The 17,151-nt window shown below is 62.5% G+C and carries 18 protein-coding genes; 11 read left to right on the top strand and 7 right to left on the bottom strand.

The window, feature by feature from the left end:
• Positions 1-359: 359 nt before the first annotated feature.
• Together RYH74_RS25780 and RYH74_RS25775 are read left to right on the top strand one after the other, a co-directional pair.
• Entirely contained in the window at positions 360-527 is a 168-nt protein-coding gene (locus tag RYH74_RS25780) for a hypothetical protein (protein ID WP_204249920.1), read from the top strand.
• A 96-nt stretch (positions 528-623) separates the two neighbouring features.
• Positions 624-803, top strand: a complete 180-nt coding sequence (locus RYH74_RS25775; RefSeq protein ID WP_170978830.1) for a hypothetical protein — start codon at positions 624-626, stop codon at positions 801-803.
• Between the two features lie 565 nt (positions 804-1,368).
• On the opposite strand, the gene RYH74_RS25770 is transcribed toward RYH74_RS25775, so the two are convergent.
• The 3 genes from RYH74_RS25770 to RYH74_RS25760 all read right to left on the bottom strand — a co-directional run bounded on the left by RYH74_RS25770 (position 1,369) and on the right by RYH74_RS25760 (position 5,400).
• Positions 1,369-2,133 (bottom strand): hypothetical protein, encoded by a 765-nt coding sequence (locus tag RYH74_RS25770; RefSeq protein ID WP_075044768.1) that lies wholly within the window; start codon positions 2,131-2,133, stop codon positions 1,369-1,371.
• Positions 2,134-2,197: 64 nt separating this feature from the next.
• Complete coding sequence (locus RYH74_RS25765; RefSeq protein ID WP_024086755.1) at positions 2,198-3,475, bottom strand: bifunctional O-acetylhomoserine aminocarboxypropyltransferase/cysteine synthase; 1,278 nt, start codon at positions 3,473-3,475, stop codon at positions 2,198-2,200.
• A gap of 167 nt (positions 3,476-3,642) precedes the next feature.
• The gene (locus RYH74_RS25760) at positions 3,643-5,400 is read right to left on the bottom strand and encodes an OPT family oligopeptide transporter (RefSeq protein WP_317410554.1); all 1,758 of its coding nucleotides are present in this window, start codon (positions 5,398-5,400) and stop codon (positions 3,643-3,645) included.
• A gap of 290 nt (positions 5,401-5,690) precedes the next feature.
• On the opposite strand from RYH74_RS25760, the gene RYH74_RS25755 reads away from it, so the two are divergent.
• From RYH74_RS25755 to RYH74_RS25730, 7 genes are all read left to right on the top strand, one after another.
• Positions 5,691-5,825, top strand: coding sequence for a hypothetical protein (locus RYH74_RS25755; RefSeq protein ID WP_256575294.1), 135 nt, complete (start codon positions 5,691-5,693; stop codon positions 5,823-5,825).
• Between the two features lie 126 nt (positions 5,826-5,951).
• Positions 5,952-7,031 carry a helix-turn-helix transcriptional regulator gene (locus RYH74_RS25750; protein WP_317410551.1) on the top strand — a complete coding sequence of 360 codons (1,080 nt, stop codon included), beginning with the start codon at positions 5,952-5,954 and terminating at the stop codon, positions 7,029-7,031.
• Positions 7,021-8,583, top strand: coding sequence for a hypothetical protein (locus RYH74_RS25745; protein WP_317410549.1), 1,563 nt, complete (start codon positions 7,021-7,023; stop codon positions 8,581-8,583). Before RYH74_RS25750 ends, RYH74_RS25745 begins: the two co-directional genes overlap by 11 nt.
• 47 nt (positions 8,584-8,630) lie before the next feature.
• Positions 8,631-9,206 (top strand): hypothetical protein, encoded by a 576-nt coding sequence (locus tag RYH74_RS25740; protein WP_317410548.1) that lies wholly within the window; start codon positions 8,631-8,633, stop codon positions 9,204-9,206.
• Between the two features lie 10 nt (positions 9,207-9,216).
• Positions 9,217-10,242 carry a hypothetical protein gene (locus RYH74_RS25735; RefSeq protein WP_085692059.1) on the top strand — a complete coding sequence of 342 codons (1,026 nt, stop codon included), beginning with the start codon at positions 9,217-9,219 and terminating at the stop codon, positions 10,240-10,242.
• A gap of 102 nt (positions 10,243-10,344) precedes the next feature.
• Positions 10,345-10,656, top strand: a complete 312-nt coding sequence (locus tag RYH74_RS26620; RefSeq protein WP_085692058.1) for a YkgJ family cysteine cluster protein — start codon at positions 10,345-10,347, stop codon at positions 10,654-10,656.
• A gap of 196 nt (positions 10,657-10,852) precedes the next feature.
• On the top strand, positions 10,853-11,014 hold the full coding sequence (locus RYH74_RS25730) for a hypothetical protein (protein ID WP_024086757.1): 162 nt from the start codon (positions 10,853-10,855) through the stop codon (positions 11,012-11,014).
• 80 nt (positions 11,015-11,094) lie between these two features.
• On the opposite strand, the gene RYH74_RS25725 is transcribed toward RYH74_RS25730, so the two are convergent.
• Complete coding sequence (locus tag RYH74_RS25725) at positions 11,095-12,066, bottom strand: GlxA family transcriptional regulator (protein ID WP_317410546.1); 972 nt, start codon at positions 12,064-12,066, stop codon at positions 11,095-11,097.
• A gap of 130 nt (positions 12,067-12,196) precedes the next feature.
• Between RYH74_RS25725 and RYH74_RS25720 the strand changes: the two genes are divergently transcribed.
• Positions 12,197-12,838, top strand: coding sequence for an HD domain-containing protein (locus RYH74_RS25720; RefSeq protein ID WP_317410545.1), 642 nt, complete (start codon positions 12,197-12,199; stop codon positions 12,836-12,838).
• Positions 12,839-13,020: 182 nt separating this feature from the next.
• On the opposite strand, the gene RYH74_RS25715 is transcribed toward RYH74_RS25720, so the two are convergent.
• From RYH74_RS25715 to RYH74_RS25705, 3 genes are all read right to left on the bottom strand, one after another.
• On the bottom strand, positions 13,021-14,070 hold the full coding sequence (locus tag RYH74_RS25715) for a 5'-nucleotidase (RefSeq protein ID WP_317410544.1): 1,050 nt from the start codon (positions 14,068-14,070) through the stop codon (positions 13,021-13,023).
• 84 nt (positions 14,071-14,154) lie between these two features.
• A complete protein-coding gene (locus RYH74_RS25710) occupies positions 14,155-14,646 on the bottom strand; it encodes a DUF1543 domain-containing protein (RefSeq protein WP_075044782.1) in 492 nt (163 codons plus the stop codon).
• A gap of 214 nt (positions 14,647-14,860) precedes the next feature.
• On the bottom strand, positions 14,861-15,775 hold the full coding sequence (locus RYH74_RS25705; RefSeq protein ID WP_024086760.1) for a LysR substrate-binding domain-containing protein: 915 nt from the start codon (positions 15,773-15,775) through the stop codon (positions 14,861-14,863).
• A 94-nt stretch (positions 15,776-15,869) separates the two neighbouring features.
• Here RYH74_RS25705 and RYH74_RS25700 point away from each other — a divergent pair, with 94 nt between their 5' ends.
• Entirely contained in the window at positions 15,870-17,045 is a 1,176-nt protein-coding gene (locus tag RYH74_RS25700) for an MFS transporter (protein ID WP_286101638.1), read from the top strand.
• Positions 17,046-17,151: the final 106 nt, after the last annotated feature.

Raw genomic sequence — 17,151 nt, 5'->3', positions numbered from 1 at the left:
AGGGCGCGGCGCAGCGGCAGGATCGGCAGGCCCTGGCGCTCGCAGAACATGCACTGGTCGTGCGGCAGCCCGGCTTCGGCGATCGCGAGGGCAATACGTTGGCTGATGGTCATGAGCGATCCTCGTGTTGGACAGGTCCTTGTCGACCTCTGAACACTAACGGGGAATCGCTTTCCAGAGAGGCTTTGGGCTTCCTAAAAGCTTGTAGGAAACGTCTCTGAATGATGGATGCCGCTCAGTATGTGGCCATGATCGGTACCCCGGCCTTTTGCGCCACCTGTCGAACCCAAGGCACTGCTGCTGGCCGTTTTCCGTCCGACCTGTATGCGCGATCAATGCGCAAACCCAGGAGAACTTCCATGGCAAACGATCAGAAAGACCCCGGCCTCGAGCAAACCGAATCCCAGCCCGGCAGCGGTGACGGAGAGGTCCCGCTACCTTCGGATGACGAAGGCCCGTTCGAGGAGGAGATGGAGGACGTGCAGGCCAACAATTCGGTTTCTGCCGAGCACCCGCAGCCTCGCTGACGGAGTTGCCCGGAACGAATGCGGTTCACACCTTTTCTTGCGAGGTATGCAGCGATGAGCCCCGATCCGAATGCCCAAGGCGGCACGAACCCGGACATGCCCACTTCACCCGACCCGGCCGTTGACCCCGACCGCCCGACCATACCCGACCCTGACGACGACCCGCTCATGAACGAAGAAGAGGGTGGTGATTGGCAGGAGGAAGACAGCTTGGCTGATGACGGCAGGCAGAGCGTGGAGCAGCCTGCGGTAGACCTGGATCAGCGCAGGGAATGACCATTGATAGGGCAGGGCCCTGTGGGAGCGGGTTTACCCGCGAAGAATCCGACACGGTGTATGGCACCGGCTGCGCCGGTGTTCGCGGGCATGCCCGCTCCCACAGGTACTGTGGCTGCCTTGAAGGCTGTGGTGATCCGGTGGGCGTGCCCGCGAAGAATCCGGCGCGGTGGCTGGCACCGGCTGCGCCGGTGTTCGCGGGTGAACCCGCTCCCACAGGTACTGCGGCTGCCTTGAAGGCTGTGGTGATCCTGTGGGAGCGGGCATGCCCGCGAAGAATCCAACGCGGTGCATGGCACCGGCTACGCCGGTGTTCGCGGGCACGCCAGCTTCCACAGGTACTGCGGCTGCCTTGAAGGCTGTGGTAATCCTGTAGGAGCGGGCATGCCCGCGAAGAATCCAACGCGGTGCACGGCACCGGCTACGCCGGTGTTCGCGGGCACGCCAGCTCCCACAGGTACTGCATCTGCCTTGAAGGCTGTAGTGATCCTGTAGGAGCTGGCTTGCCTGCGATGGGCTGCGCAGCAGCCCCAATGGACACAGCCCTGGCATGCGCACCGGCGTATCACCCCCGTCGCAACGCAGCCGCCAGCCCCACGGTCAGGATCACGGCACAAAGCATTGCCAGGCTGATGGCAATTGCGACACCCCAGGCATCGAGCAGCCCTGCCAATACCAGATAAAACGCAATCACCCCCACCGCCCCGATCGCATTGCCCCGCACCATCGCCGCCATTCCGGCACGGCCATTCTGCACATGGGCGAACACCACCAGCGGCCAGGCAATCACCGGGATCGGCGCCAGCATGCCGCTGGCCGCCGGGCCCAGCCAGTTGGCCAGGCTTGTGATGACCATCAGCAACGAAGTGGCAGACACCATGCGCAGAGGGATCTCCCAAAACCGCTGTCGGGGCCGGGCCAGGGCATCCGGCCTGGGCTCGCGGCCGCTGGCGCGTATCAGCACGCCAATCAGCACCAGCGCCACGGCAATCGACAGGTACAGGTTGCCCCCGTGGGTAAACGCATAGGCGGCTACACCATAGAACAGCATCGCCAGTAATACGGCTGGGCCGATGCCGAGCCTGCGTGTAGCGAACAGGTAGAAAGTGTAAGTGGCCTGCACCGCCGCCAGGCCGCCCAGCGCGCCGGGCACCGCCCCCAAGGCAAAGGCCGTGCCCTGTTCCAGGCACAGGAAGGTCATTACCAGTGCCGAGGTGATCGGCAGGCCAGACAGCAACCCGCCGAGCAGGCCGCCCCAGCGACGCGAGGCGAGGGAGATGGCCCACATCAGGAGGGGGGTGACGATCAGCTTGAGGTAGAACAGGGTCATCGCAGGGCTATCCATATGTGCGAAAGGTGCGCCCGCCGTAGGCATTGGGTAGGGCGCAGATGAATCAACCGCGGCTGGCCTCCAGCGCCTGGGCCAGGTCGGCGATGATGTCGTCGCTGTGCTCGATGCCAATCGACAGGCGCACCATGTCCCGTGGCACGCCGGCCTTCTCCAGTTCCTCGTCGTTGAGCTGGCGGTGGGTGGTGGAGGCGGGGTGGCAGGCCAAAGACTTGGCGTCGCCAATGTTCACCAGGCGCACCACCAGCTGCAGCGCATCGATGAAGCGCGCGCCGGCCGCCTGGCCGCCCTTGATGCCGAACGACAGGATCGACGCCGGCTTGCCGCCGGTGTAGCGCTGGGCCAGTTCATGCTCGGGGTGGTCGGGCAGCCCTGCATATTTCACCCACGCCACCTGCTCGTGCGCTTGCAGGTAGCGGGCGACCTTCAGCGCGTTCTCGGTGTGGCGCTCCATGCGCAGGGCCAAGGTTTCCAGGCCTTGCAGGATCAGGAAGGCATTGAACGGCGATAGCGCGGCACCGGTGTTGCGCAACGGCACCACGCGGCAGCGGCCGATGAAGGCGGCGGGGCCGAAGGCTTCGGTGTAGGTGACGCCGTGATAGGACGGGTCGGGGGTGTTGAGCAGGGCGAAGCGTTCCTTGTTGTCGGCCCAGGGGAACTTGCCGGAGTCGATGACGATGCCGCCGATGCTGGTGCCGTGGCCGCCGATGTACTTGGTCAGCGAGTGCACGACGATATCGGCACCGTGCTCGAACGGCCGGCACAGCACCGGGGTGGCCACGGTGTTGTCGACGATCAGCGGCACACCATGGCGGTGGGCGGCCTCGGCCAGCGCGGCGATGTCGACGATATTGCCGGCAGGGTTGCCGATGGACTCGCAGAACACCGCCTTGGTACGCGAATCGATCAATGCTTCGAGGGCGTCGATGTCGTCATGGGCGGCGAAGCGGGTATGGATGCCCATGCGTGGCAGGGTGTGGGCCAGCAGGTTGTAGGTGCCGCCGTACAGCTTGGCCACCGAGACAATGTTGTCGCCGGCCTCGGCGACGGTCTGGATGGCGTAGGTGATGGCCGCCATGCCCGAGGCCACCGCCAGCGCGCCAACCCCGCCCTCCAGGGCGGCCATGCGCTGCTCGAGCACGTCGTTGGTGGGGTTCATGATGCGCGAGTAGATGTTGCCGGCCACCTTCAGGTCGAAAAGGTCGGCGCCGTGCTGGGTGTCGTCGAAGGCGAAGGAAGTGGTCTGGTAGATCGGTACAGCCACTGCCCGGGTAGTCGGGTCGGGGCTGAAGCCTGCGTGGATGGCGAGGGTTTCCAGCTTCATGCAATCGTTCCTTGAGCGTGGGTGGAGCGATCGAGCATGTGGCGGGGGGAGGGTATGGGTCAAGCGTGAACACGCGATGGGCTGGCCGGCAGCAGCCCATCGCATTCAAGGGCGCGTTAGAACGTTGTAAATGGCACGCAAGCAGCATGGCCGAGCCATGCCAACCGCTACAGCATCCGCACCATCTCCCGGAACGATGCCGCCACCCCGGTAATGCTTTCCCCGGCAATCAGCCCCGCTGCGGCCGTGATCGCAAACCGCTCGGTAACGCTCGGCCAACGGCAACCGACCAGCCAGGTAACCACCGCGCCGAGCCCCATCATCATGCTGATCGATGCTGGCAGTATGAACGCCAGCCCCAGTGCGCCGGTACTCGGCAGCCAGCGCGCCACCCATTGCGGCAGCAGGCTGTCCAGCGCGCCCAACAGTACGCCTGCCGCGCTGCCGGCCACGATCGCCCAGCGCAGCTCCGGCGACAGCGCCCCCAGCCCCTGCATCAGGGTCTGGGCCACGGCCTTCCAGGTCGCCACGGCCGGTGCGGGCCATTGCTCGGTAAGCAGCAGGGTCTGCGGATCGGGAATCAGCACCAGGTACACCAGCACGCCCGCCACGCTGCCGATGAGAATGCCCAGGCACTGTGCAATCAGTTGCTTGTATGGCGTGGCGCCGATCGCCTGGCCAACCTTGAAGTCGTTCATCAGGTCGGTGGCTTGCCCGGCCGCGCCGCCGGCAGTGTTGGCGCTCATCAGGTTGATGGCCACCTGGCCCGGGGCGACCAGGCCAAAGCTGAGCTGCGACAGCTTGCCGATGGCGCCGATCGGCGCAATACCGGTGGCACCGACCACGCGCGCGGCGACCACCGCAAGGCATATCGCCAAGGGAATACTCAGCAGCGCCATCCACCAGTCGATGCCGAACAGCAACGCCTGTAGCGCCACCACCAGCGCAATGGACAATAACAGCCCGCACGCAGGCGCCAGGGAAAACCGCCCACGGGCGTGCGCTGCCCGACTTGCCAGCGGGGCGGTGGGCCTTTGCCGGGGCATTTGCAACAGGCGGACCGACAATGAAGTCAGGGTCGCGCATACCATCAGGCTGACGCCCGGCCACAACAGCCATTCCACCAGGGCAGCGAACTGTGGGCCGCTGGCGTTCGGGGCCAGCACCACCAGGGCATGGTCGATCAGCCACGGTGCCAGCCCGCCCCAGGCCAGCGCGGCGCCGAACAGCAGCGTCAGGCCCACGCGGATACCGATGATGCCGCCGAAGCCGACCAGCATCAGCGAAGGATCAAGCGTGAAGGTCAGGCGCTCGAGCACAGGCGAGGGTGCCCAGCGCGGGATCGCCCAGACGAACCCGTCAATCCACTTCACCAGCCCCGACAGCAACGCGGCGCTGCACAGCACCTTTATCCGCATCATGGCTTCGTGGCCGTGGCGGTAGATCTGCTGCAATGTCTCCAGGGTCGCCATGCCCTCAGGGAACTTCAGGCCATGGTCATCGAGCAGGGCGGGGCGCAGATACCAGGCGATCCAGATGCCCAGGAAGCTCACGGAGAACACCCAGGCCATCATCGGCAGCGGGTCCAGCTGGTGACCGGTGAGCAGGGTATAGGCGGGGATCGGCGCGACCAGCCCGCCAGAAACGATGGAAGCGGCGGCCGAGGCCACGGTCTGGTTGATGTTGCTTTCGTGCAACGTCCATGCGGGCCGGCCCTTGCTGCGCCCCGCCAGGCCCTGCCACAGGGTGAAGCCGACCAGCAAGGCGATGATCGACATGTTGAACGACCAGCCGATCCGAAGGCCCGCGTACACATTCGAGGGTGTCAGCAGAATGCCCAGCACTACGCCGGTAAGCACCGCCCGCAGGCTCAGTTCACGTTCGATGCGAGCCTGGGGAAGGGCGGTGGACGGGGCATCTCTCATGGCAATCCCTTGTCGGAGTGGTAAGCGCGCTTTGCACAAATGAGCCACTGCCGCCACAAAGGTTCACTGTCGCTTGCGGTTGTGCAGGCTGCCTGCCAACAGGCATATCGTCCGGACAGTCCATCGTTGCGCGCCCTCCGTTTGCCACCCCGCACGACGCATGCACCAATCGGCAAATCCCCCGCTGGCGATTGCAAATGGCTGTCAGCATGTGTAACGGCAAAGTAGCGACACAGAATGTCGCAGGGGACTGCCAGGATGCCTGCATCCAACCCCCGAGGAATTTCGGAATGAAAGAATTGACTTGCTTCGCCGTCGGACTGGTCGTCGGCGTGCTGTTGATGAAGAAGACCCAGGCAGTCGTTGATCTGCAGCGCGAACTGGAGCGCGAGCGCGGCCGCCGCAGCGCTCAGCCCACAGCGTGAGAATTTTGATATATGGCTTTTTGCTACTGGTAGTTGATAGCGGATAGTGCTAAAAAGCCATCAAAGGACAGTTCGCCAGCAATATGACGCCAGCGAATCATCATCAAGGTCGATTGAGCACGTTTCATGTCAGATCCCAAAGACAGGCTGTTCCGGCATCTGGCCCTACTGCGTCTCATCCCCCGTGAGCCGAAGAGTATCTCCACCACCGAGTTGTTTGAGCGGCTGCGGCGCGAACGGTTCGACTTCGATCCACGCACGTTGCAGCGCGATTTGGCAGGGCGCCTTGCACTGGACTTCCCATTGCTTTGCGATGAAAGCCAGAAACCCTATCGCTGGAGCTTCCCCAGCAACACGCCGGACTTCGAGTACCCGGCCTTGGACACGCCCACTGCATTGGCGTTCGTGCTTGCCCAAAGCCATCTGGACAAACTGCTACCTCCCAGCGTGATGCAGCTGCTGATGCCTCATTTCGACCTGGCCCGCCGTCAAATCAACGCGCTGCAACACAACAACCTTGCGCATTGGCGTGATAGCGTGCGTGCGCTGCCTAATGGCAAGGCACTGCAACCTGCAGAAGTGGATGCGGTGATCTGGTCCAAGGTCGCGGATGCACTACTGGATAAGCGCCAGTTGGACGTGCTCTACCTCAGCCGCAGTAAAGGCCAGCCTAAGACGTTGCGCCTGCATCCGCTGGGGATTGTCGCGCGTCACTCCATCAGTTACCTGATAGCCGTTGTCGATGGCTACACCGATGCGCGTCAGTTCGCTCTGCATCGCATCCAGCAAGTGACCTGCCTGGAGGCACCTGCGGAAACTGCGTATGGGTTTGACATCGACAGCTATTTGCTGGGAGGAGGTTTCAACACTCCGGGGCCGGTCGAGCACATCGAGTTAGTGGCCGACGTAGCACCGCAAATTGCTTGGCTGTTGAGCGAAACACCACTTGCACGAAACCAGCGCCTGGAGCACTTGCCAGGCTCAGACTGGCACCGTGTGCGAGCCAGCGTACCTGATGATCAGGAAACCCAGTGGTGGCTATTCGGTCTGGGAGAGAACGCTCGCCTGCATGAACCGCGCAGCTGGGTCCAAACCATCCGAACAAGGCTTATGGACGCGCAGGCATTGTATGCGCAGCCGTCAGCCGAACTGTCTTCCGTTGCCAACCACCCCTCTGGCTGCCAGGAAACCAACAATGAAGTCTGATTCGTCAAAACCGTCCAACTCGAACAGCAACCATGAAGAGATCCAACGGGACATCATCCAGAGCGTGACGGCGCTTTCCACCAGCGAAACCGTCAGCCGCTTTGGCAGTGCCAATGCCGAATACATCAAAGGCTTCACGGGCGTCGATAACGAAACCGGGCAGCGCTTCGCCAAGGGGCTGGCCGATATTGCCAAGCACAAAGTCAACGACGACCCGCTCTACGCCAAGCAGAACATCAAACAACAGGCAGGCTATTCTGCGGAGGTAGCTACCACCAGCCGTGATAATGCCGAGGCAATCATCAATGGTTCGAAAGTGCGTACTTCGCGCAGTGACGACCTGCCCCAATACGGCAAGAACCACAATGTGGTGGACCGTGTGCAGCTCATAGACGGGCAGGTTATTGAAGGCACGCAGTCACAGATGAAGTTTGTGGGTAACCGCGATCAGTTGTTCGAGGACATTGCCAGCGAGAACGGAAAGTTCGCCCGCTACCGTGGAATCAAGCTCGAGCTGCCATCCGAACAGTTTGAAGGAGCAGAAGCTCATTGTCGCGAAAAGGCTGCAGCGCTGCGCGAGCAGGCTACCAAGGTCGATGCGGCGGGCAAGCCAGACGTAGCGGCCAAGCTTCGCCGCGATGCGGATAATTACGAGCAGTTGGCGGATAATGTCAAAGACAGTGGGCTGACCACCGAGGACGCCATTTTCTATCGTGAGAACCCCGAACTCGCCACGGTAATGGATATCGGCCGCACTAGTCATCGCGCCGGCCTGGAGGGCGCCAAGCTTGGTGCGATTGTCGGGGCCAGTATCTCGACGCTGCAGAATGTGTTCTCGGTTGCGCAAGGCAAGCAAGACCTCACAGATGCAGCGCGTGCGGTAGCGACAGATACCGCCAAGGCAGGTGCTCTTGGCTATGGCACTGCATTTGTCGGTGCAGCACTCAAGGGGGGTATGCAGCAGTCCGGCAATGTGACTCTTCGTAATCTGGCCCATACAAATGCACCGGCAATGGCAGTGAATGTTTGCCTGTCGCTCGGCAGTTCCGTCAAGCGATACGTCACCGGTGAAATCAGCGAAGCGCAGTTGCTTGCTGAACTGGGCGAGAAGGGCTCGGGCATGCTCGCCAGCAGCATGATGGCGGCCGTCGGCCAAGTCGCTATTCCAATTCCATTCGTAGGCGCGGCCGTTGGCGGCATGATCGGCTACACCCTGTCTTCGCTGTTCTACCAGGCAGCCCTGGATGCCGTACGCGGGGCTGAACTTTCCCGTGTTCAGCTGGAGCGCACCCGTGCCATCCAGGCTGCTGCCCGCGATCGTATCGCTGTTGAGCAGGCCGCCTTGGATGAGTTCACCAGCCGTGAAATCCCGCAATTGCGAAGGGAGACGCAGCAGCTGTTTTCCAGGATCAATGCCACCGGCAGCGTCAGTACTGATGAGGTTGCAGCGGCGATAAATGAGTACGCCACGTTGCTGGGCAAAAAGCTGCAGTTCCAGACACAAGATGAGTTCGACAGTTTCATGGACAGCGACAGCCCGCTGGTTCTGTAAGCATGTTGCCGACTTAATATTTCCAAGGAACGAGGACAACACCGTTCATGCTGATCAAGCTCCTGTCCACGCCGGACAAAAAACATTTGATAGACCTGGCAAAGCTGCTCGCTCTTTCCGATAAGCCCCTGTTGTGGGATGGCAAGACAGCCGCTGAAGTGAATGCCGGTACCAACCTCGATGCCCTTTCAATCCAGGAAGGTGAGCATGAGCGCGAACTGATTGCCGAAATGGAGCAATTGGCAGGTATCAACCAACAGTCGTCATCGTTCGTCTGGCCTGGTAGACGGACCGATGTGCAGTCGAGCCTGCTTGAGGCCGTCAAGGCGTTTCCTATCACCCAGGCAGATCGCCCTGAGTCCCGTGCCCAGGCAGCGAAGACCGTGCTCAAGGAATTGCTAAAGAACAAGAAGTGCGATCAACCTTCCAGTCCGAAAGTAATGCTGTTCGAGCTGATACTCGTGTCGCTGCGAGGTGGCTGTATCTCCAGCATCGAATGGGCACTACTCAAAGAGTTTCAACAGCACCACAAACTTGAAGACTTCATCTTCGATGACCTCCTGGAACGCGCAGAAGTGCTGAACAAGGAAGTCAACAAAACCATCTCAATTGTGCTTGAGTAAGGAACGCATCATGCCATTACCCCTGCTTATCGGCGCCGCCGCCATCGCTGGCATCTACGGTGCAGTCAAAGGCGTCAGTGGTGCTATCGACCACAGTAATGCCAGCGATCTCAACGAAGACGCTCGTACCATGGTCAACAACGCCAACGAGGAAATTGAAGATCAGCGCGAGAAGACCAACAGCACGTTGGAAGACTACGGTCAGCGCAAACTGCGTGCGTTCAATGGCGTAATTGCCGATTTCATCACGACTTATGAGCGTATCAAGAACGTTGAACTCTCGCAGAGCCCGGAACTGGACAAGCTCAACGCAGGCGACTTCACCAGCAAGACGCTGACTGGGCTACGCCAGGATTATAAAGCGCTGCAGGACGCAGGTCTGGGCTTGGGTGCGGGCCTGAGTGGCGGCGCAGCACTTGCCTTCGGTGCCTACAACGGCACCATGTTGCTGGCGACTGCCAGCACCGGCACTGCCATTTCTTCGCTAGGGGGGGTGGCTGCAACTAATGCTACCCTGGCCTGGTTGGGTGGTGGTTCGCTGGCCGCAGGCGGCTACGGCATGGCAGGCGGTATGATGGTTCTGGGTGGCATTGTGGCGGGTCCGGCATTGGCCATCTTTGGCCACGTTCTAGGTAACAAGGGTGAAGAGGCCCTGAACAAGGCCCGCAGTAACATGGAACAGGCCCGTACCATCCGCGACCAAGCCAAGCTGATGACCGACAAATTGAGCGCCATTGCACAAGTCACCACGCTAGCCAACAACACCTTCTCCAATGTCAGCTCGCAACTGCGTCGCGCTGTGAATGAAATGAAGACGGTTATCGATCAGCAAGGTGTCGACTACCGTGGTTACTCGGATCAAAGCAAAAAAGTGGTGTTCGGCTCGGTCAAGTTTGCCCAGTTGCTCAAGGCCATGATCGACACTCCGATTCTGGATACTGACGGTAACTTGGTGCTGTCCACTGAAAAGCGCATCAAGGACGTCACGCTGGTTGCTAATGGCAAGAAAGCTGGCCTGGACGCTCCTGTCGCTTGAGTGTTGCTGGTTCAAATGCTGCGCTAGCAATACCAGAGCCCACGCATTTGCGTGGGCTCTTCAATTTCAATACAGCCGTCCCAAGGCGCGGATGAGGTCTGAATGATTACCTCCGATTCAGCGTTATCGAGGTTCCCCTGTAACCAATGTGGCTTGTGCTGCCAACGTGTGGACAAATCTGACGAGACTCGGTTTCTGGATCGGGGGGATGGTGTTTGCAGTCACTACGACTCCTTGCGAAAAGGCTGCGGTATCTACGAGCAACGACCTGATATCTGCCGTGTAGATCGTCAGTACGTTGAGCGTTTCGCCGAGCACTATGGCTGGGATGAGTTTGTGGCGATGAATGTGGCGGTTTGCATCGAACTGCAGAATGATGGGCATCGGGCTGTGCTGTGCAAAAGTACTACCTGAGCAACCCGTCTTTAGCGCATGCCCTGGTGTCGTGCGTACCGCCAAGCGAATCTGGTAGTCCATTTTGCTTTCCCACACTGCACCGACTGTAAAGATATGCAAAGTTCCCCCAGGCCATCACGCTGTCACTCTAGAATCCGCCCGCTGCCGAACCTGGTAATGGCAGGCAGCAGATCTAGCCTTGTGGAGCGTTCCAATGAAGTCGAAACACCTTTTCCGCGCAGCCCTGGTTGCGGCGCTGGTATCGGCCTTGTCAGGCTGCTGGATGTTCATGCCGCCGGGTGGTGGCGGTGGTCATGGTGGTGGCCACGGTGGGGGCGGTGGCTTTGGCGGTCATCAGGGCGGTGGCCCTCGCTAAGCTGACCTTGCGACGGAGCGCACAGCCTCGGCCGGGACGCTAAAGCGTACCCGGCGCGAGCGCACACACCTCGGTTCAGCTCACCCCGACCGCCCAAACCGCTTGCGATACTCCGCCGGCGTCACCCCCACATGCTTCACGAACGCCCGCCGCAACGTATCCGCATTGGCAAATCCGCACAGCGCCGCCACCTGCTTCGGTGCCTCTCGCCCAGCCTCCAGCCGCGCCCGCGCAGCATTCACCCGCGCCAGCTCCACCCACGCGGCCGGGGTCATGCCCACATCACCCTGAAACACCCGTGCAAAATGCCTCGGGCTCAGCCCAACCCGCGCAGCCAGGCTGGCAACCCCGTGGTCCAGTGCAGGGTTGGCGGCCACGTAACGCTGCAACCCCTGCAATGCCGAACGCCCAACCGGTGATGTCCCGCCCTGCCGGCTGAACTGCAGCTGCCCGCCAGGCCGTTTGAAGTACATCACCAGGTGCCCGGCAACCTGCTTGGCAATATCCCGCCCCAGGTCTTCTTCCACCAGGGCCAGTGCCAGGTCCAGCCCGGCCGTTACCCCCGCAGCGGTACGCAGGTTGCCGTCATGCACCTGAATGGCGTCGGCATCCACCTGCACCCGCGGATAACGCTCGGCCAGCGGCTGCGCCACGGCCCAATGGGTGGTCACACGCCGGTCATCCAGCAACCCGGCAGCCGCCAGGGCAAATGCCCCCGTGCACACCGAGCCGTAACGCCGGCAAGCGCCCGCGCGTTGCCGCAGCCAGTCGAGAATGCCGGGGCGCAGGTACTGCTCGGCAGCCTGCGGCGTGCCGGCGACCAGCAAGGTGTCGATGGCTTCCAGGTCTTCGCCGATCCAGCCGTCGGCGACCAGGCGCGTACCGGAAGAGCTCACCAGCGGCCCCGGTTCGCAAGCCAGCAACAGCAGGCGATAGGCTTCACGGCCGGCCTGGCGGTTGGCTTCGGCGAACACATCGAGCGGGCCGCAGGCATCTAGCAGTTGTACGCCGGGCATGGCCAGGATGGCGACCGTGATGGGGGCAGAGGGCATGGTGGCTCCGGGCGTTGCGCCGCAAGTCCGTAATCCACCGACAATGGCAGCATCTGGCGCTACAAGTCAATTGAGGACATGGGCTCATGACCGCAGACTGGTCTCGTCATCAACCCACCCAGGAGCGACCATGTCCTCATCCATCGCCGGTATCCAGGTGCCCGACAGCGCCATGGCTCGGGAAATCACCGAGCTCGTCCGTGACACGGCTTCCCCTTTGCTGTTCCACCACTCCAGCCGGGTGTTCTACTTCGCGGCCCTTGCCGGGCAGCGGCTGGGGCTGCGCTACGACAGTGAACTGTTGTACGCAGGCTGCATGTTCCATGACATGGGCCTGACCCATCAGCACAGCAGCGATTGCTGCCGCTTCGAGGTGGACGGTGCCAATGCGGCGCGCGATTTCCTCCAGCGCCACGGCGTGGACGAGCGCGATGTCGAGCGTGTGTGGACGGCGATCGCGCTGCATACCACGCCTGGCATTCCAGAGCACATGCACCCGCTGATCGCCCTGGTCACGGCGGGGGTAGAGACTGATGTGCTGGGGCTGCACCACGAAGGGCTGGGGATTGCCGCGCGGGACGAAGTGGTTCAGGCGCACCCGCGTGGGGAGCGGTTCAAGGAGGCGATCATCCAGGCGTTTTACGACGGGATCCGGCACAAGCCGCAGACCACGTTTGGCAACGTGAAGGCGGATGTGATCGCGGACAAGGAGCCTGCATTCCGGCCTGGGAATTTCTGCAGCGTCATTCGGCAGTCCTGCTGGGCGAGCTGAGTAAAGCGGGCGGAGGATGGCACTGGCGTTGCGCAGGTATTGCGCATTACATCAAACCGGTGCGATCGAAGTGGGGGCAGCTGTCTTGCTCACATTCTAAAAGTTGGCGCGAACCCCTGTAGGAGCGGCCTTGTGTCGCGAAAGGGCTGCAGAGCAGCCCCAGCAATTTCAACTGTTGCGCATCAATCCTGGGGCCGCTTTGCGGCCCTTTCGCGACACAAGGCCGCTCCCACAGGTTCAGCGACAACCTCGGGAGCAACGCTGTACCTGTGGGGCTCGTCGAGCGCAGAGTCCGCTACCGAACGCTCGCGATTCGCCACCCCGAACGGCACATGCACCATCGGCAAATCCCCCGCCGGCGATTGCAAATGGCTGCGCTGGTCATCAAAGAACACATGTGGCTTCAGTATCGACAGCACCCTGGGTTTTTCCATCCCGCCCAGAAAGAAGCACTCGTCCGGCGATACGCCCCAGTCTTTCAACGTCGTCACCACCCGCTCGTGCGAAGGGGCATTGCGCGCCGTCACGATGGCAATCCGCAAGATGCGCTTGTACGCCGGGTCCTCGGCCAACTTGCGGTCTTCGAGCATGCGAATCAGCGAAAGCTTGCGGTACAGGTCCGCCAGCGGCCCCGGTGAATGCGGGATGCCCTTGCGCACGCGTTCATGCTCCTGAAACTCGTCCAGGTTGTCGTCGCGCTTGTACACGCGCTCGGCCTCGTCATCGGCAATCACCCCGTCAAAGTCGAAGGCCACCCGCAGTTCGGTGTCGATCTCGTCATCGTAGATGCGTGTCGGCAGCACCCGCCCGGCCGGGTAGTTGGCGTCGATGGCTTTCTGCACATCTTCCTCGTTGGCGCTGAGAAACAGCGAGGCATTGAACGCCGGGATGTACTCGTAGGGCGAGCGGCCCGACATGAACGCCGCGCGGGTGATGTCCAGCTGGTAGTGGCTGATCGAGCGAAACACCCGCAGGCCGGTTTCCGGCGAGTTGCGCGACAGCAGCACCACCTCCACCGGCAACTGCTCGGGGAAGGCCTGGTTGATGCTCAGGAAGCGGCGAATGAACGGGAACGCCACACCCTTGGGGAAGGGTTCGTCCAGGTTCTGCTGCTGGTGCTGGCGGTAAGCCTCGACGCCCTGGGACTGGTAGATGTCGTCCGAGACGGTGAGGTCGAACAGCGCACTCGAAGCAACGCCGATGACCAGTTTCTGTTCGATGGGGTAGGGCATGAAGCAACTCCTGAGCGTGAGCTGAAGGCAAGTGTACCCGTGCGCTGTGACGAAAGCCCTCAGTACCAACAGGCGCTATCGGCATCAGATGAGGATGTAGTCGCTACGCACCATCAGCGGCTCATGCGCCCCTTCGACCAGGTGCACGAACTGCCCTGCCACCTGGTCGATCGCCAGGCAGTCGTCGACATCCAGCAAGGCATCGGTATGCGGCTTCAGCCAGCCCGCCTGCATGCGTTGCTTGCCCAGGGCCTTGGCCTCGGTCTTGCTGTGGGCGGTGACCAGCAGGTAGCGGTGGGCCTCGCCGAACACTGCGCGTTCATAACCACCGAGGTTGATGAAGTACAGGCGCAGGGCACCGGGGGCGGGGGCGTGCGGGCGCAGTTCTATGCGCTGGCCGTCGACGCCATGCACTTCCAGCCACGAATCGATGTGCAAACCTTTCGGGCTGCCGAACCAGGCCTGGCGCAACTGCGGGTAGGCCTGTTCGAAGGTGTCGGCCAGGGCGAACACCACATCGTGAACTTCGATCTTGGCGCCGGGGTGGCGGCCTCCGAGCATGACGACGTAAAGCATGGGCGGTCCTTTGCGGGGCTAACGTAAGAATGCGGCATTGTACTGCCTGATTCGCGGATGCCGCTTTCATGGAACTGCACAGGACTCACTGAATTAGCAGGGCCCCTGTGGGAGCGGCTTTAGCCGCGAACACCGGCGCAGCCGGTGCCAGGCACTGTGTTGGATTCTTCGCGGCTAAAGCCGCTCCCACAGGGTACGCGTACCGTTTGCGCATTCAGTTCTCTGCGCGACAGCTCCGGCCTGACAGTTGCTCCACCAGAAAATCCACGAACACCCGCACCCGCGCCGGCATCGCTGGGCCGCCGACGAACACCGCATGGATCGGCTCGCGATCACCGGGGTTGTACGCCTCCAGCAACGGCACCAGCTGCCCGTTGGCCAGGTCGTCGGCCACGGTAAAGGTACCGATGCGCGCCACGCCGGCGCCGAGCCTGGCCAACTGCGCCAGGGCCTCGCCGCTGCTGCATTCGATATTGCCCGTCACCTTCAATGAAAACGCCTGCCCGTCGCGGCGGAACGGCCAGTCGGGCGCGGCGCGGCGGAAGTTGAAGCGCAGGCAGTTGTGCCGGGCCAGGTCTTCCGGCACAAGCGGCGTACCGCAGCGCGCCAGGTACTCGGGCGAGGCGACGATCACCTGGCCGGTTTCGCCAATGGCGCGGGCGCTCAACGAACTGTCCGGCAGGTGGCCGAAGCGCAGCGCCACGTCGGCCTGGCCGCCGAGAATGTCGGCCACTTCGTCGCTGAGGGTAAGGTCGACCAGCACCTGCGGGTAGCGCGCGCTGAACGCTGCCAGCAACGGCACCACGGTCAAGCGGCCATGGCCCAGCGCTGCGCTGACCCGCAAGCGCCCGCGTGGCACGCCCTGGTCGGTGATGGCCTCTTCCACTTCGAGCATGTCGGCCAGCACCCGCCGTGCACCGCGCAGGTACGCTTCGCCCTCGGGCGTGAGGGTGATCGCCCGGGTGGTGCGCAGCAGCAGGCGGGTGCCCAGGCGCTGTTCGGTGCGCGCGAGGATGCGGCTCACCGCCGAAGGCGTCAGGCCCAGTGCCCGGGCGGCTGCGGACAGGCTGCCCTCCTGGGCCACCTTGGCAAATATTTCCATCTCTCCGGATCTTCCACTGAAGTCCATTTGTGCCTCTTCAGCAAAGGTGGTTCGCAAAAACGCAGTCTAGTGCGGCTCTGCTTCGGATCGTAGCATTTGCAGCACAGATAAGGAGCTTGCCATGCGTATCAATCCACCTCTTGTCGCACTCGCCATCGGTGCCTTTGGCATCGGTGTCACCGAGTTCGCCCCCATGGGCATGTTGCCCAGCATCGCCACCGACCTTGGTGTCTCCATCCCCGCTGCCGGGCTGTTGGTCAGTGCCTATGCGATCGGTGTGCTGATCGGCGCTCCGCTGATGACCCTGGCCACGGTGAAGATCCCACGGCGTTACCTGCTGATCGGGCTGATGGCCATTTTCACCCTCGGCAACCTGATGTCGGCCCTGGCCAGCGACTACGCCAGCCTGCTGGTCGCCCGCGTGGTTACCTCGCTGAACCACGGTGCGTTCTTCGGCATCGGCTCGATCGTCGCGGCCAGCGTGGTGCCGCCCGAGAAGCGCGCCGGGGCCGTGGCCGCCATGTTCATGGGGTTGACCCTGGCCACCATCGGCGGAGTGCCGCTGGCGACCTGGTTCGGTGAAATGCTGGGCTGGCGCACGGCATTCTGGGGCATCGCCGGGCTCGGCCTGGTGGCAATGACCACCCTCTGGTACGCACTGCCCAATGTGCCGTCGCCCAAGGGTGGCGGGGCCATGGCCGAAATCCGCGTGCTGGGCCGCGGGCCGGTGCTGGCGGCATTGCTGCTGACCGTGGTGGGCTCCAGTGCGATGTTCACGGTATTCACCTACATCGCGCCGATCCTGCAGAGCGAGGCGGCAGCGTCCACCACCTTCGTCACGGCCATGCTGGTGTTGTTCGGTGTCGGCCTGACCTTGGGCAACGTGTGGGGTGGCAAGGCGGCGGACCGCTCGATCGACCGTACCCTGATGCTGTCGCTGGCCGTGCTGATTGCGGTGTTGCTGGTGTTCCCGCTGGTGATGGACTGGCCGCTGCCGACTGCGCTGGCAATCCTGGTATGGGGCGCTGCCAGCTTTGCCCTGGTGCCGCCGCTGCAAATGCGGGTGATGGAGGCGGCCAAGGATGCGCCCAACCTGGCGTCGGCGGTGAACATCGGGGCGTTCAACCTGGGTAACGCGATTGGTGCGGCGCTGGGCGGGGCGGTGATCAATGCCGGGTTGGGGTATTCGGCGGTTTCCCTGGCGGGGGCGGCGATGGCGGCGGTTGGGTTGGTGATGGTATTGATGTTTGCCTGGCGTGGGCGGGCGGTGGCGTTGGGGGCTCGGGCAGCGCTGTAAGGGCTTGAGATCCTGGGGGCGCTTTGCGCCCCTTTCGCGACACAAGGCCGCTCCCACAGGGAAGGCGCTGGCAGTACTTGTGGGAGCAACTGTCTTGCTCAATTTC

Origin of the sequence: Pseudomonas sp. LSJ-87 (assembly GCF_032971465.1) — a bacterium.
GTDB classification, from domain to species: domain Bacteria; phylum Pseudomonadota; class Gammaproteobacteria; order Pseudomonadales; family Pseudomonadaceae; genus Aquipseudomonas; species Aquipseudomonas putida_Z.
The sequence above is the reverse complement of the archived record's forward strand: the minus strand, read 5'-3'. Positions and strand labels throughout refer to the sequence as shown.